This is a genomic window from Hoyosella rhizosphaerae, assembly GCF_014643175.1.
Classification (GTDB): domain Bacteria; phylum Actinomycetota; class Actinomycetes; order Mycobacteriales; family Mycobacteriaceae; genus Lolliginicoccus; species Lolliginicoccus rhizosphaerae.
On the sequence record NZ_BMJH01000005.1, the window covers coordinates 22,761 to 36,824 of the forward strand.

Genomic DNA, 14,064 nt, shown 5'->3' on the forward strand with positions numbered 1-14,064 from the left:
AACGAAAGGCTTTAACTCTATGACCACCACAAGTACGTGGCCGTCCCGCTCCCTGTGGGAAAGCCCAGAGCGCCAAGAACTGCGGAAAACTGTACGCAGGTTCGCCGAACAGCACATTCTTCCTTTCCAAGAAGAGTGGGAGAAGGCCGGTGAACTGCCCCGTTCGCTCCACAAGAAAGCCGGCGACCTCGGGCTTCTCGGCGCTGGATTCCCAGAGTTCGCGGGTGGCGGTGACGGCGACATCATCGACGCGATGATCGTCGCGGAAGAACTGTGCTACGCAGGCGCCGCTGGCGGACTCCTGGCATCGTTGTTCACCCATGGCATTTCCTTGCCGCACATGATTGAAGCTGGCGACCCCGATCACATCGAGAAATGGGCTAAGCCCACACTTGCTGGAGACAAGATCGGATCCCTCGCGATCACTGAGCCCGGTGGCGGTTCCGATGTGGCGAACATGCGTACCGTAGCCCGTCGTGAGGGTGACGAGTTTGTCATCAACGGTTCCAAGACCTTCATCACCTCGGCTGTTCGCGCTGACTTCGTAGTCACCGTGTGCCGCACCGGTGAGAAGGGGCAGCTCTCACTCATCGTGGTGGAAAAGGGCACCCCCGGCTTCACCGTCGCGCGCAAGCTCGACAAGATGGGGTGGCTGTGCTCGGATACGGCAGAGCTTCACTACGACGACGTGCGGGTTCCCGTCGCAAACCTCATCGGTGAAGAGCACAGCGGGTTCGCGCAACTTGCCCGTGGCTTTGTTACCGAGCGGGCTGCGCTCGCTGTGCAGGGGTACGCCAGTGCTCAACGGTGCCTCGACCTCACAGTGCAGTGGTGTAGGGACCGCGACACCTTCGGGCGGCCGCTCATCAGCCGACAAACTGTCCAAGCGACGTTGTCCGAAATGGCCCGCAAGATCGACATTTCGCGCACCTACACCCGCGTTCTCTGCGAACGGGCGCTCTACGGCGACAGTGACCTCATCGCTGAGGTGTGTTTCGCAAAAAACACCGCAGTCGAGGCAGGCGAGTGGGTTGCCAACCAGGCAGTACAACTCTTCGGCGGAATGGGGTACATGCGGGAGAGCGAAGTGGAGAGACAGTACCGAGACATGCGCCTCCTCGGCATCGGAGGCGGGACGAACGAAATTCTGACCGGACTAGCAGCCAAGGTGTTGGGGTTCAAACCATGACAATATTGCAATCAACTCTCGACACTTCGTCGGAAGACTTCGAAGCAGCGCGCCAAGCCATGCTGACAAAACTTACCGAGGTTGAAGCCGAGCACGCTAAGGCGCTGTCCGGCGGCGGCGTCGACAAAATGGAGCGCCACCGCAAACGCGGCAAGCTCACAGCACGCGAGCGCATCGAGTTGCTCATTGATCCAGATTCCGCGTTCCTGGAACTGTGCCCGCTTGCAGCATGGGGGAGTGACTTCCACGTAGGCGCCAGCGTCGTTATCGGCATCGGTGTCGTCAACAATGTCGAATGCCTCATCGTGGCTAATGATCCGACCGTCAAGGGCGGAACTAGCAACCCGTGGACGCTACGTAAGTCTTTCCGGGCAAACGAGATCGCTTTCCAAAACCGCCTACCAGTGGTCTCCCTGGTCGAATCTGGTGGCGCTGACCTTCCGACCCAGAAGGAAGTTTTCATTCCGGGCGGCAAGATGTTCCGCGACTTGACCCGCGCTTCCGCGGCGGGGATCCCCACAGTGTCGCTGGTGTTCGGAAACTCCACGGCTGGTGGTGCTTACATCCCAGGCATGTCGGACCACGTGGTGATGATCAAAGAGCAGTCGAAGGTGTTCCTTGGTGGACCTCCTCTGGTCAAGATGGCCACAGGGGAAGAGTCGGACGACGAGTCGCTCGGTGGTGCGGAAATGCACGCCCGCAAATCTGGTCTCGCCGACTACTTCGCAGTGGATGAGCGCGACGCAATCCGAATTGGCCGCGACATTGTTGCGCGTCTGAACTGGAAGAAAAAGGGCCCCGAACCGAAAACGGACTACGCTGATCCGCTGTTTGATTCGGAAGACCTCCTTGGTGTTGTACCGGGCGATCTGAAAATCCCATTCGATCCTCGCGAGGTTATTGCCCGCGTGGTTGACGGTTCCGAATTTGACGAATTCAAACCTCTCTACGGTTCGTCACTCGTCACCGGATGGGCACAGTTGCACGGGTACCCAGTGGGCATCCTGGCCAACGCCCGAGGCATCTTGTTTAGCGAAGAATCCCAAAAGGCCACCCAGTTCATCCAGCTGGCGAACCGGGCCAATACGCCACTGTTGTTCCTGCACAACACAACCGGCTACATGGTCGGTAAGGAATACGAGCAGAACGGCATCATCAAGCACGGTTCGATGATGATCAACGCGGTGTCAAACTCAAAGGTTCCGCACATTTCGTTGCTGATGGGTGCTTCATACGGCGCTGGCCACTATGGCATGTGCGGGCGAGCATACGATCCCCGCTTCCTTTTTGCATGGCCAAGCGCTAAATCGGCCGTGATGGGTGCCCAGCAGCTAGCGGGTGTTATCTCGCTGGTGATGCGCGCAAGCGCGGAAGCAAAGGGCAAGCCATTCGACGAAGAGTTCGACAAGAACATGCGGGCCATGGTCGAGGCACAGATCGAAGCGGAATCGCTGCCGCTGTTCCTCTCCGGCCGTCTGTTCGATGACGGTGTAATTGATCCGCGCGACACGCGCACCATCCTGGGCCTGTGCCTATCAGCTATCCACACCAACGAGGTCGAAGGCACTGACAACTTCGGCGTATTCCGGATGTGAGTGCAATGACGGGAGAAATAACCATGCACAACATCACCAGCGTGCTCGTCGCCAACCGCGGCGAGATTGCACGTCGAGTGTTCGCAACATGTCGCCGGGCGGGAATTAACACTGTCGCTGTCTTTTCAGATGCCGACGCAAATGCCCCGCACGTCGCCGAAGCTGATGCGGCTGTCCGCCTACCTGGTAACACCCCCGGTGAAACATACCTGCGTAGCGACGCGATCATCGCGGCAGCAAAAGCTGCTGGCGCCGACGCTATCCACCCGGGTTACGGCTTCCTTTCGGAGAACGCTGATTTCGCTCGGGCCGTGATTGATGCGGGTCTGCGCTGGATAGGCCCACCGGTTAAAGCCATCGAATTGATGGGTTCGAAGGTTGAATCCAAGAAGATGATGGATGCGGCCGGGGTTCCGGTGCTCAAGAAGCTCGACCCTAGTTCTGTTACCGAAGCTGACCTGCCTGTACTGATCAAGGCATCCGCAGGTGGTGGCGGTCGCGGCATGCGCGTGGTGCGTAATGTCGCTGAACTGCAAGACCAAATCGAAGGCGCGCAGCGCGAGGCCGCATCCGCATTCGGTGATCCGACAGTCTTCTGTGAGCGCTACCTCGAAACTGGACGGCACATTGAGGTCCAGGTCATGGCCGACGAGCACGGAACTGTGTGGTCGGTGGGTGAGCGCGAATGTTCTATTCAGCGCCGACACCAGAAAGTAGTAGAGGAAGCTCCTTCGCCGCTGGTGGAAAAGCTTGTAGACACAGGCATGCGTGATCGCCTGTTCGAGGCGGCACAGCTTGCCGCAAAAGCTATCGACTACGTCGGAGCGGGCACCGTCGAGTTTTTGGCAGACGAATCGGGACATTTCTACTTCCTCGAAATGAACACCCGGCTGCAGGTGGAGCACCCTGTCACAGAGTGCACCACCGGACTTGACCTTGTGCAGCTCCAGATTGACGTCGCTGAGGGTGCAGCGCTTCCGGCCGAACAACCGGCCATGCGCGGCCACTCCATTGAGGTCCGCCTATATGCCGAGGACCCGGCGCAAGACTGGCAACCGCAAAGTGGAACAGTGCATCACCTGTCCGTGCCAGGGACTCGCAACGAGTTTGAGGTCCTCACTGAAATCGGTGTCCGGCTTGATTCGGGTGTGACTGACGGCTCCGTTGTTAGTGTGTTCTACGATCCGATGCTCGCAAAGGTCATTTCGTTTGCACCGACCCGCCGCCAAGCCGCCCAGGTCCTCGCGAACGCCCTCACAGGGATGAAACTTCACGGGCTTGTGACAAACCGCGACCTGCTCGTGAATATCCTTCGCCACTCTGCGTTCCTTGCGGGGGACACCGATACAGCGTTCTTCAACACCCACGGTCTCGACACCCTTTCGCAGCCGGTTACTTCCCCGGAAGCGCACGCTTGGAGCGCTATCGCTGCAGCCCTGGCTGACGCAGAAGAAGAGCGTGGTAATGCGAAGGTGCAGAAGAGGATTCCCGCGGGGTACCGGAACATGCCATCGCAAACGCAGCAACGCGACTATGCGTCGGCGACAGACACCATTGAGGTGAAGTACCAGCAGACGCGGTCCGGAATTACCGTGTCTGACCACAGCGACTTCGTTGTAGTCAATGCACAGCCCGACAGTGTGATCGCCGATGTTAATGGTGTACGTCGTCACTTCAGCGTGGCACGGTACGGCGATATGCGGTGTGTTGATTCACCCCTAGGCCATGCGACCTTCACAGCACTTCCGCGCTTTATTGACCCCTCCACGGCGGTCGCTGCTGGCTCACTCCTAGCGCCAATGCCCGGATCTGTCATCCGGGTAGCGGTCGAGGTCGGAGACACAGTGACTCTTGGGCAACCCATTTTGTGGCTCGAAGCAATGAAGATGGAGCACACCATCGCTGCGCCTGCCGACGGCGTCGTTACTGAACTAAACGTGCAAGCAGGGCAACAAGTGGACGTTGGCGCAATCTTGGCAGTCGTCGGCGACGCTGACGCCGCCACCTCAGAAGGAGAATAAACATGTCTTTCATCGAGACTGAAGAGCAGCGAGAACTCCGGAAAGCTGTCTCGGAACTGGGCGCTAAGTATGGCTGGCGCTACATGCTGGAAAAGTCACAGAAGGGTGAGAAGACCACCGAACTGTGGGAAGAAGCAGGCAAGCTGGGCTTCCTCGGTGTGAACCTCCCCGAGGAGTATGGCGGCGGTGGCGCTGGCATGTATGAGCTCTCTCTTGTCCTCGAGGAGCTCGCCGCTGCCGGAACAGGGCTCTTGATGATGGTTGTGTCACCCGCAATCTGCGGCACAATCATCAACCGGTACGGCACCGAAGACCAGAAGAAGAAGTGGCTTCCAGGCATCGCGGACGGTTCGATCACGATGGCGTTCGGGATCACGGAACCTGATGCTGGTTCCAACTCGCACCAGATCATTACCACCGCCCGTCGCGATGGCGACGAGTGGCTGCTCAGCGGTCGCAAAACCTACATTTCTGGTGTGGACCAGGCGCAGGCTGTACTCATCGTTTCGCGTACCGAGGATGCAAAAACAGGCAAGCTGAAGCCGGCGCTGTTCATTGTTCCAACTGACGCGCCGAACTTCGAATACCAGCAGATCGAAATGGGGATCGCAAGCCCCGAGAAGCAGTTCATGCTGTTCCTCGACGACGTGCGCCTACCCGCCGATTCCCTCGTCGGGTCCGAAGATGCCGCACTTATGCAGTTGTTCGCCGGACTTAACCCTGAGCGCATCATGGCATCAGCAATGGCATTGGGTATGGCCCGCTACGCGCTGGACAAAGCCACTGCATACGCCAAGGAACGTACCGTGTGGAAAACTCCAATCGGTGCACACCAAGCGATCGCGCATCCGCTTGCCCAGTGCCATATCGAGATCGAATTGGCCAAGCTCATGATGCAAAAGGCAGCGTTCCTGTACGACTCGGGTGACGACTGGGCCGCAGCATCTGCCGCCAACATGGCCAAGTACGCGGCTGGTGAGGCTGGCGTGAAGACAGTGGATCAAGCTGTTCACACCCACGGCGGCAATGGCCTTGCCACCGAATACGGGTTGGTCGATCTGATTGCTGCATCACGGCTGACTCGAATTGCACCGGTGAGCCGCGAAATGATCTTGAACTTTGTTGCGCAAGCCAACCTAGGACTTCCTAAGTCCTACTGAGTTGAACCCGTCGCACCGCGTGGCCTCGTAAAGATCAAACTCTTTCCGGTGCCACGCGGTGTTTCTATCCGCCTTCCATGCAGAACCACACAGTCGCGCAGAGCCACACAATCGCGCAGAACCACACAATGAGGTCCTCAATGAGTGAATCAGAGTTTGTAAAGTACGCAGTTGAAGCAGGCGTGGCCACAATCACGTTGGATTCGCCGCACAACAGAAACGCGTTGTCGACAAAGCTCGTCAAGGGTGTACATGACAGCCTGAATGCGGCAGCTGAAGACGACGATGCGCGTGTGATTGTGCTAACCCACACCGGGGGAACATTCTGCGCAGGCGCAGATCTCTCTGAGGCATCCGAAGTCGATGGACAGCCACTTGACCCGCAGAAGGTTGCGCAACTGCGTACCAGCCAAATGCGTGACTTGCTGAAGGCGATCGTCGCTCACCCCAAACCTGTCATCGCGCAAATTGACGGTCACGTTCGTGCAGGGGGCATGGGTTTGGTCGGTGCGTGCGACCTCGCAGTAGCCGGTCCAAGCTGCACTTTTGCGCTGACCGAAGCGAAATTGGGGCTCGCGCCATCCATCATCTCGCTGACGTTGTTGCCTAAGCTTTCAGCTAGGGCAGCCGGGCGCTATTTCCTCACGGGGGAGAAGTTTGATGCGCAGGAAGCGCAGCGCATCGGACTCGTCACAACTGCTGACGACGATGCCGCAGCATCCGTTAAAGCGCTGTGCTCAGAACTTGTGAAGGCATCTCCTCAGGGCTTGGCTGCGTCCAAATCGCTTACCACCGCTGCGGTTCTAGCGGGGTTCGACGAGCGGGGCGAAGAGCTCGCAGCGATGTCTGCGCGTCTGTTCGCCTCAGAGGAAGCGCGAGAAGGAATGATTGCATTCCTGCAAAGGCGCACACCACGGTGGGCTGAAGTCGCGGTACGGTCTACCGAGTGACGATCCGCGAACCGCAGCAGGAGCGCAGCCGCGCTACACACCAGAGACTGCTTGAAGCAACCATTGAATGCCTCGCCGACCGTGGGTGGTCTGGAACCACGGTCGGAGTGGTGGCACAGCGTGCAGGTGTGTCGCGCGGCGCGATCCAACATCACTTTCCAACCCGTGAGGACCTCATCACGTCCGCGTTGGAGTTCATGTTCGATCATCGGATGAATGAGGTCCGCATCGCTGCCGAAGGTCTTCCGTTTGGGCCGCGGCGCGTGGAGTCGGTTGTGGTCCGTCTGGTGGACTACTTCACAGGAGTGTTCTTTAAGGCTGCGCTCCAGGTGTGGACGGCCGCAGCGGCAGACGCCGCGTTGCGTGAGCGAGTATTGCCGCTTGAGTTGAAGTTCGGACGAAAGATCCACCAGGTTGCGATCGAACTTCTTGACGCCGACGACGAAGATCCCACGACGCACCGCCTTGTGCAGGCGACACTTGATCTCGCACGTGGACTTGGGCTCGCCGATGTCCTCACTGACGATTCGCGGCGCAGGTCCGAAATCGTGAAAACGTGGGCGGCGCACTTGTCGACAGCTTTGTCCACAGTGGATGAGCCGGAGGTGGCCAACAACTTCTGAGCAGCCGATACCGATCTCCGGTAGCATTTCACCTTGTGGACGCGCAACCAGCTAATCCCGGCAGCCACGGGCGATCATGCTTAATTGGGCTTGCAGTGGGGTTGTTTGCCGCCGTGCTGTTAGTGGGCTGTTCGACGGACGGTGACCAGCCTGAAGCGACCGAGCAGCCGGACGCTACTGAGGTCCGTGTTCCTGGGTTATTTTTTGGTGAATGCGGCGGTGTCGGAACCGATGAGGTTACTGCGGCAGTGGGCACCGGGGGGCTTAGTCTCGCGGAGCGGAACTCTGTCGGCTGTCGTTGGGAATCGTCTTTCTTTGGTCCGCGCGCGTCCTTCTCTTGGTACCGTGGCAGCCCGATTGAGCGCGAACGGGCCGTCGTGGAGCTATCCGGACGTGACGTTTTCGACGTCACAGTCAATAGCCCTGCAGGGGAACTGCACGGTTTCGCTGGCCGCGGTTCGTCAATTTGTGAAGTTTCTATTCAGTCGGAATCAGATTTCTTTGTTTGGTCTATTGTTTTCACGCAACCATTTTCTGATAGAGAAATGTGCGACCGTGTGCTCAGTTTGGCTGAAATGACGGTGAATCGTGCGCAGTAGCAGGAGGTTGCGTGCAGTTAGCGTCGCGCTGAAGCGGCCAGTCTCAGTGCTATTTTTGTGCTCTTTGCTGGTCTTTCTGGTTTCGTGTGGGGCGGGCGGCCAGAACGATTCCGGTCCAGTTGGGGTTGACCGAGAAACAGCTACTGATGACGCGGAATTGCGTAACCTGCTTGACGAATGCGAACTTGTTCCGGCCGAGCAGGTGGTTGAAGTATTTGATGCTCAAGCCCTTACTAATACGTTCTATGGGGCGATCTGTCGATTCGAAATATATGGCGGGCCAATTCCAGTCAGTGTGACAATGGCCTGGTTCGAAAAAAGTTCATTGTTCCATGAACGGCGTGAAACAGAGCGGCTTGGATACCCCGTCGAGAACGTAACTGTCGCGGGGCAGGGCGGGTTTGAGATGCGAGTTCCCGGAGACCCCCTGTCCTGCGGTGTTGCCACTCGAGCCGGGGAAGGCGGGGCCCTGATTTGGTGGGTTCACCCGCACGCTGCAGGCGGAGGTGTCGACGCCTGCGACGCCGCGATGGCCCTCGGTGAACTCGCCGTTCGCATTCATTTCTGACAACCGCTCGCGGGATTCGCCGGGGCGAAACTTCATTCGATAAGTGCGCACGGCCTCCGATGAGGACTATCGCTAGTTTTCTAGTAGGGTGTCGGTGAGGGAGTCGCTTACGCGGGATTACTTCCAGCGGCTTTGACCTGAACGGTCAACTAGATGTATTGTTGCCGGTCGTGCCCGATGCATTCGGGGCGAATCGCATGCTTGATATCAGTTTTCTACTTCTTTAGGTCTATTGAAGTAGCTCAAGTGCGAGCGTAAAACGAGGCGCTTGCACATCTGGTTAAGAATGCGACACTCCCGACCTCGGGGTAAGAGGAACTGGACACCATGTCCGGTTTCACCCGGAAAAATTTTGAACACGTTCCCGCTCTTGACCAAGAGAGTTAGAAGCACCAGAGGAAAGCCGGTCTATGCCAACCATTCAGCAGCTGGTCCGCAAGGGGCGCCGCGACAAGGTCGCTAAGACCAAGACCGCAGCCCTAAAGGGGAGCCCCCAGCGACGCGGTGTGTGCACACGTGTGTACACCACCACCCCGAAGAAGCCGAACTCAGCGCTACGTAAGGTGGCCCGTGTTCGCCTGACTAGCCAGGTTGAGGTTACGGCTTACATTCCTGGCGAGGGTCACAACCTTCAAGAGCACTCAATGGTGCTCGTCCGTGGCGGTCGTGTGAAGGACCTTCCGGGTGTCCGTTACAAGATCATCCGCGGTTCCCTAGACACCCAGGGTGTCAAGAGCCGCAAGCAGGCGCGTAGCCGCTACGGCACCAAGAAGGAGAAGAGCTAATGCCACGCAAGGGCCCAGCCCCTAAGCGTCCGCTGGTCGCTGACCCCGTCTACGGTTCACCCCTGGTAACTCAGCTGGTGAACAAGATCCTCCTCGATGGGAAGAAGTCCATCGCTGAAGGAATCGTGTATGACGCACTAGAGCTCGCTCGTGAGAAGACTGGAACTGATCCTGTCATCACACTGAAGCGTGCCCTCGACAATGTTCGTCCCGCCCTTGAGGTGCGCAGCCGCCGAGTTGGTGGCGCCACTTACCAGGTTCCCGTGGACGTACGTCCCGCCAGGGCGACAACTCTGGCAATGCGTTGGCTCGTGACGTACTCACGTGCTCGCCGCGAAAAGACAATGATCGAGCGTCTTGCGAACGAATTGCTCGACGCAAGTAACGGTCTTGGCGCTGCGGTGAAGCGTCGCGAAGATACCCACAAAATGGCAGACGCCAACAAGGCATTCGCGCACTACCGCTGGTGATTCGTACGGGTATCTCGCCGAAATGGTGAGGTACCCGTCTACGCGTAGCGCACGACTCGTTACAGTAACCATATGCAGGGTGCACTACCTGGTGAGAAAACGAGTTTTGCGCACACCACAAGGTATCCGCACATAACGACAAGACACGAGCGGGGAAGATTCCAGTGGCACTTGAAGTGCTGACAGACCTGAACCGGGTCCGCAACATCGGCATCATGGCACACATTGATGCTGGTAAGACCACCACCACCGAGCGGATTCTGTTCTACACCGGTATTAACTACAAGATCGGTGAGACGCACGATGGTGCGTCAACCATGGACTGGATGGCACAGGAGCAGGAGCGGGGTATCACGATTACCTCTGCGGCCACCACCTGCTACTGGGGCGAAAACCAGATCAACATCATCGATACCCCAGGCCACGTCGACTTCACAGTCGAGGTGGAACGATCACTTCGCGTCCTCGACGGCGCAGTGGCCGTGTTCGACGGTAAAGAAGGCGTTGAGCCGCAGTCCGAGCAAGTGTGGCGTCAGGCTGATAAGTACGACGTCCCGCGCATTTGTTTCGTCAACAAGATGGACAAGCTTGGTGCGGACTTCTACTTCACCGTTCAGACGATCAAAGACCGTCTCGGCGCCAAGCCACTAGTCATCCAGCTTCCTATCGGTGCTGAGAATGACTTCACCGGCGTTGTTGACCTCATCGAAAACCGCGCCATCATTTGGCACGACAAAGATGCTGACGGCAATGACACTAAGGGTCAGGTATTCGACGTCGTCGATATTCCTGCCGACCTCGCTGAGAAGGCCGAACAGTACCGGCAAGAACTCATCGAGACCATCGCGGAAACCGATGAGGCGCTTCTTGAGAAGTTCTTCGGTGGAGAAGAACTCTCCATTGAGGAGATCAAGGGTGCAATCCGGAAGCTGACCATCGCCGGTGAAATCTACCCCGTCATCTGTGGTTCAGCGTTCAAGAACAAGGGCGTCCAGCCCATGCTTGACGCGGTTATTGACTTCCTTCCATCACCGCTCGATGTTCCTTCCATTGAAGGGCACGTGCCGGACAAGGAAGAAGAAGTAATCAGCCGGAAGCCAAGCTCGGACGAGCCGTTTGCGGGACTTGCGTTCAAGGTTGCGTCACACCCGTTCTTCGGCAAGCTGACCTACGTTCGCGTTTACTCCGGCAAACTCGACGCGGGTGCGCCTGTTCTGAACTCGACCAAGGGTCGCAAGGAGCGCGTCGGGAAGCTATTCCAGATGCACTCGAACAAGGAAAACCCTGTACCGAGCGCATCCGCTGGTCACATCTACGCCTTCATCGGTCTGAAAGACACCACCACAGGGGACACCCTGTGTGACGGTGCTTCTCCGATCATCCTTGAGTCGATGTCATTCCCTGATCCTGTGATCGAGGTTGCCATCGAGCCAAAAACGAAGTCTGACCAGGAGAAGCTGGGAACAGCAATCCAGAAGCTCGCCGAAGAAGACCCCACATTCAAGGTTCACCTTGATGATGAAACGGGTCAGACCGTTATCGGTGGTATGGGCGAGCTTCACCTCGACATCCTTGTAGACCGCATGAAGCGTGAATTCAAGGTTGAAGCAAATGTGGGTAAGCCTCAGGTGGCCTACCGTGAAACTATTCGCGGGACAGTCGAGAAGCACGAATACACCCACAAAAAGCAAACCGGTGGTTCTGGTCAGTTCGCAAAGATCATCATCAAGCTCGAGCCTTACAAGGGCGAAGATGGTGAGCACTATGCGTTCGCGAATGCTGTCACCGGTGGGCGTGTTCCGAGGGAGTACATTCCTTCGGTTGACGCCGGCGCACAGGACGCCATGCAGTACGGCGTGCTGGCAGGTTATCCGTTGACTGACATCAAGGTCACGCTCCTCGACGGTGCGTACCATGAGGTTGACTCTTCGGAAATGGCCTTCAAAATTGCCGGTACCCAGGCCCTCAAGGAAGCTGCGCGTAAAGCGCATCCAGTGATTCTCGAACCGCTAATGGCGGTCGAAGTCATCACTCCTGAGGACTACATGGGTGATGTTATCGGTGACCTGAACTCCCGCCGTGGTCAGATTCAGGCCATGGAGGAGCGCAGTGGTGCTCGTGTTGTAAAGGCACTTGTTCCGCTGTCGGAGATGTTCGGCTACGTTGGAGACCTTCGGTCGAAGACTCAGGGCCGGGCGAATTACTCAATGGTGTTCGATTCCTACGCCGAAGTTCCAGCGAACGTGGCGAAGGAAATCATCGCGAAGGCCACCGGCGAGTAATTCACCAACTGCCGACCACAGGTAGTATCTCCGGGAAGCTTCCTAGGGGCCGCTTCTCTAAGGCTCGGCAAGACCAAAACATGAACACCCGTACTGCTGCAAACTGCAAGCACTAATTAGTCCAGGAGGACATAAAGTGGCGAAGGCGAAGTTCGAGCGGAACAAGCCGCACGTCAACATCGGCACCATCGGACACGTTGACCACGGCAAGACCACGCTCACCGCAGCAATCACCAAGGTTCTGCACGATACCTACCCAGCTCTCAACAAGAGCTTTGCGTTCGACGAGATCGACAAAGCTCCTGAAGAGAAGCAGCGCGGTATCACCATCAACATCTCGCACGTCGAGTACCAGACGGAAAAGCGTCACTACGCTCACGTCGACGCACCCGGCCACGCCGACTACATCAAGAACATGATTACCGGCGCAGCGCAGATGGATGGTGCAATCCTCGTGGTTGCCGCAACCGACGGCCCGATGCCTCAGACGCGTGAGCACGTCCTGCTCGCACGTCAGGTTGGCGTCCCTTACATCCTTGTTGCCCTGAACAAGAGCGACATGGTTGACGACGAGGAAATCCTCGAACTCGTCGAGATGGAGGTGCGTGAGCTCCTCTCCTCGCAGGAATTCGACGGTGACAACGCTCCAGTCGTTCAGGTGTCGGCACTTAAGGCACTCGAAGGCGACCCAGAGTGGGCGAAGAAGATCGTCGAACTCATGGATGCTGTCGACGAGTCCATCCCTGAGCCAGAGCGTGAGACCGAAAAGCCGTTCCTCATGCCAGTTGAGGACGTTTTCACCATCACCGGTCGTGGCACCGTTGTTACCGGTCGTATCGAGCGTGGCAAGGTCAACGTGAACGAGGAAGTCGAGATCGTCGGCATCCGCGAAAAGTCCACCAAGACCACCGTTACCGGTATCGAAATGTTCCGCAAGCTTCTTGACTACGGCGAGGCTGGCGACAACGTCGGTCTGCTTCTCCGCGGTATCAAGCGCGAAGATGTTGAGCGTGGACAGGTTGTTGTCAAGCCAGGTTCGACAACACCACACACCGAGTTCGAAGGCCAGGCGTACATCCTGTCCAAGGACGAAGGCGGACGTCACACCCCGTTCTTCAACAACTACCGTCCTCAGTTCTACTTCCGCACCACCGACGTTACCGGTGTGGTTACTCTTCCTGAGGGCACCGAGATGGTCATGCCAGGTGACAACACCGACATGCTCGTCAAGCTAATCCAGCCTGTCGCCATGGATGAGGGCCTCCGCTTCGCGATCCGCGAAGGTGGCCGCACCGTGGGTGCAGGTCGCGTTACCAAGATCATCAAGTGATCTAGTTTCGCATACAGCACTGTAAGAGGCGTCTTCCCAGTCATCTGGGGGGGCGCCTTTTGCGTGCGAGTGCTGTGATGAACTTCTGAGGTGGCATTGTTTGCATAGTCACAATGAGACAAACACCTCATAGCTATCCGTGACGAAGTCGCCCTCGCATAACGGTCAATGGAGGGCGACCTCGAACGTGATTGGAAAACTCGTGGTGATAGCTGGTAAGGCTGTGTCCCACACGATCGTTTAGTGGCGGCTTTGCGGCTCGCAGCCGCAGGCTTAATGTGCTGTATTCAGCAAATTGCACCTAATACCTGCTGTTGCAAGCCAGGTAGCTACCTAAAGCCACTAAACTGACACACTAGGTCTAGGAAGTGGAGGACGGTCTCGTGTCGTGAACAAGTGTGGTGCCCTAAGACAGAAGTCTGGGGTCTGAACACCTTTGTGCTGCCAACGTGAGTACGGTGAACGTGGCAGTGCGCTGTCCGTTGAGCTGTT

Annotated in this window: 12 protein-coding genes; all 12 read left to right on the top strand. The window is 57.5% G+C overall.

Annotated features, from left to right (window positions below):
• The first annotated feature begins 19 nt into the window (after positions 1-19).
• The 12 genes from IEW73_RS16120 (at position 20) to tuf (ending at position 13,572) form a co-directional block, all read left to right on the top strand.
• Positions 20-1,189 carry an acyl-CoA dehydrogenase family protein gene (locus tag IEW73_RS16120; RefSeq protein ID WP_188677791.1) on the top strand — a complete coding sequence of 390 codons (1,170 nt, stop codon included), beginning with the start codon at positions 20-22 and terminating at the stop codon, positions 1,187-1,189.
• The gene (locus IEW73_RS16125; protein WP_188677794.1) at positions 1,186-2,784 is read left to right on the top strand and encodes an acyl-CoA carboxylase subunit beta; all 1,599 of its coding nucleotides are present in this window, start codon (positions 1,186-1,188) and stop codon (positions 2,782-2,784) included. The genes IEW73_RS16120 and IEW73_RS16125 overlap by 4 nt, the downstream gene beginning before the upstream one ends.
• Positions 2,785-2,789: 5 nt before the next feature.
• The gene (locus IEW73_RS16130; protein WP_229676081.1) at positions 2,790-4,805 is read left to right on the top strand and encodes an acetyl/propionyl/methylcrotonyl-CoA carboxylase subunit alpha; all 2,016 of its coding nucleotides are present in this window, start codon (positions 2,790-2,792) and stop codon (positions 4,803-4,805) included.
• A 2-nt stretch (positions 4,806-4,807) separates the two neighbouring features.
• The gene (locus IEW73_RS16135) at positions 4,808-5,965 is read left to right on the top strand and encodes an acyl-CoA dehydrogenase family protein (protein ID WP_188677797.1); all 1,158 of its coding nucleotides are present in this window, start codon (positions 4,808-4,810) and stop codon (positions 5,963-5,965) included.
• Positions 5,966-6,105: 140 nt separating this feature from the next.
• Entirely contained in the window at positions 6,106-6,915 is an 810-nt protein-coding gene (locus tag IEW73_RS16140) for an enoyl-CoA hydratase family protein (protein WP_188677800.1), read from the top strand.
• On the top strand, positions 6,912-7,538 hold the full coding sequence (locus IEW73_RS16145) for a TetR/AcrR family transcriptional regulator (protein ID WP_229676082.1): 627 nt from the start codon (positions 6,912-6,914) through the stop codon (positions 7,536-7,538). The genes IEW73_RS16140 and IEW73_RS16145 overlap by 4 nt, the downstream gene beginning before the upstream one ends.
• 35 nt (positions 7,539-7,573) lie before the next feature.
• A complete protein-coding gene (locus IEW73_RS16150) occupies positions 7,574-8,137 on the top strand; it encodes a DUF3558 domain-containing protein (protein ID WP_188677803.1) in 564 nt (187 codons plus the stop codon).
• Positions 8,127-8,705, top strand: a complete 579-nt coding sequence (locus IEW73_RS16155) for a DUF3558 domain-containing protein (RefSeq protein ID WP_188677806.1) — start codon at positions 8,127-8,129, stop codon at positions 8,703-8,705. The genes IEW73_RS16150 and IEW73_RS16155 overlap by 11 nt, the downstream gene beginning before the upstream one ends.
• A gap of 410 nt (positions 8,706-9,115) precedes the next feature.
• On the top strand, positions 9,116-9,490 hold the full coding sequence (gene rpsL, locus IEW73_RS16160) for a 30S ribosomal protein S12 (RefSeq protein ID WP_188677809.1): 375 nt from the start codon (positions 9,116-9,118) through the stop codon (positions 9,488-9,490).
• On the top strand, positions 9,490-9,960 hold the full coding sequence (gene rpsG / locus IEW73_RS16165) for a 30S ribosomal protein S7 (RefSeq protein ID WP_188677812.1): 471 nt from the start codon (positions 9,490-9,492) through the stop codon (positions 9,958-9,960). Before rpsL ends, rpsG begins: the two co-directional genes overlap by 1 nt.
• A 164-nt stretch (positions 9,961-10,124) precedes the next feature.
• Positions 10,125-12,242 (top strand): elongation factor G, encoded by a 2,118-nt coding sequence (gene fusA, locus IEW73_RS16170; protein ID WP_188677815.1) that lies wholly within the window; start codon positions 10,125-10,127, stop codon positions 12,240-12,242.
• A 136-nt stretch (positions 12,243-12,378) separates the two neighbouring features.
• Complete coding sequence (gene tuf, locus IEW73_RS16175) at positions 12,379-13,572, top strand: elongation factor Tu (RefSeq protein WP_188677820.1); 1,194 nt, start codon at positions 12,379-12,381, stop codon at positions 13,570-13,572.
• Positions 13,573-14,064 lie beyond the last annotated feature (492 nt).

Coding starts and splice junctions, on each gene's coding strand:
- IEW73_RS16120 (WP_188677791.1), top strand. CDS start 20: ATGACCACCACAAGTACGTGGCCGTCCCGCTCCCTGTGGGAAAGCCCA.
- IEW73_RS16125 (WP_188677794.1), top strand. CDS start 1,186: ATGACAATATTGCAATCAACTCTCGACACTTCGTCGGAAGACTTCGAA.
- IEW73_RS16130 (WP_229676081.1), top strand. CDS start 2,790: ATGACGGGAGAAATAACCATGCACAACATCACCAGCGTGCTCGTCGCC.
- IEW73_RS16135 (WP_188677797.1), top strand. CDS start 4,808: ATGTCTTTCATCGAGACTGAAGAGCAGCGAGAACTCCGGAAAGCTGTC.
- IEW73_RS16140 (WP_188677800.1), top strand. CDS start 6,106: ATGAGTGAATCAGAGTTTGTAAAGTACGCAGTTGAAGCAGGCGTGGCC.
- rpsL (WP_188677809.1), top strand. CDS start 9,116: ATGCCAACCATTCAGCAGCTGGTCCGCAAGGGGCGCCGCGACAAGGTC.
- rpsG (WP_188677812.1), top strand. CDS start 9,490: ATGCCACGCAAGGGCCCAGCCCCTAAGCGTCCGCTGGTCGCTGACCCC.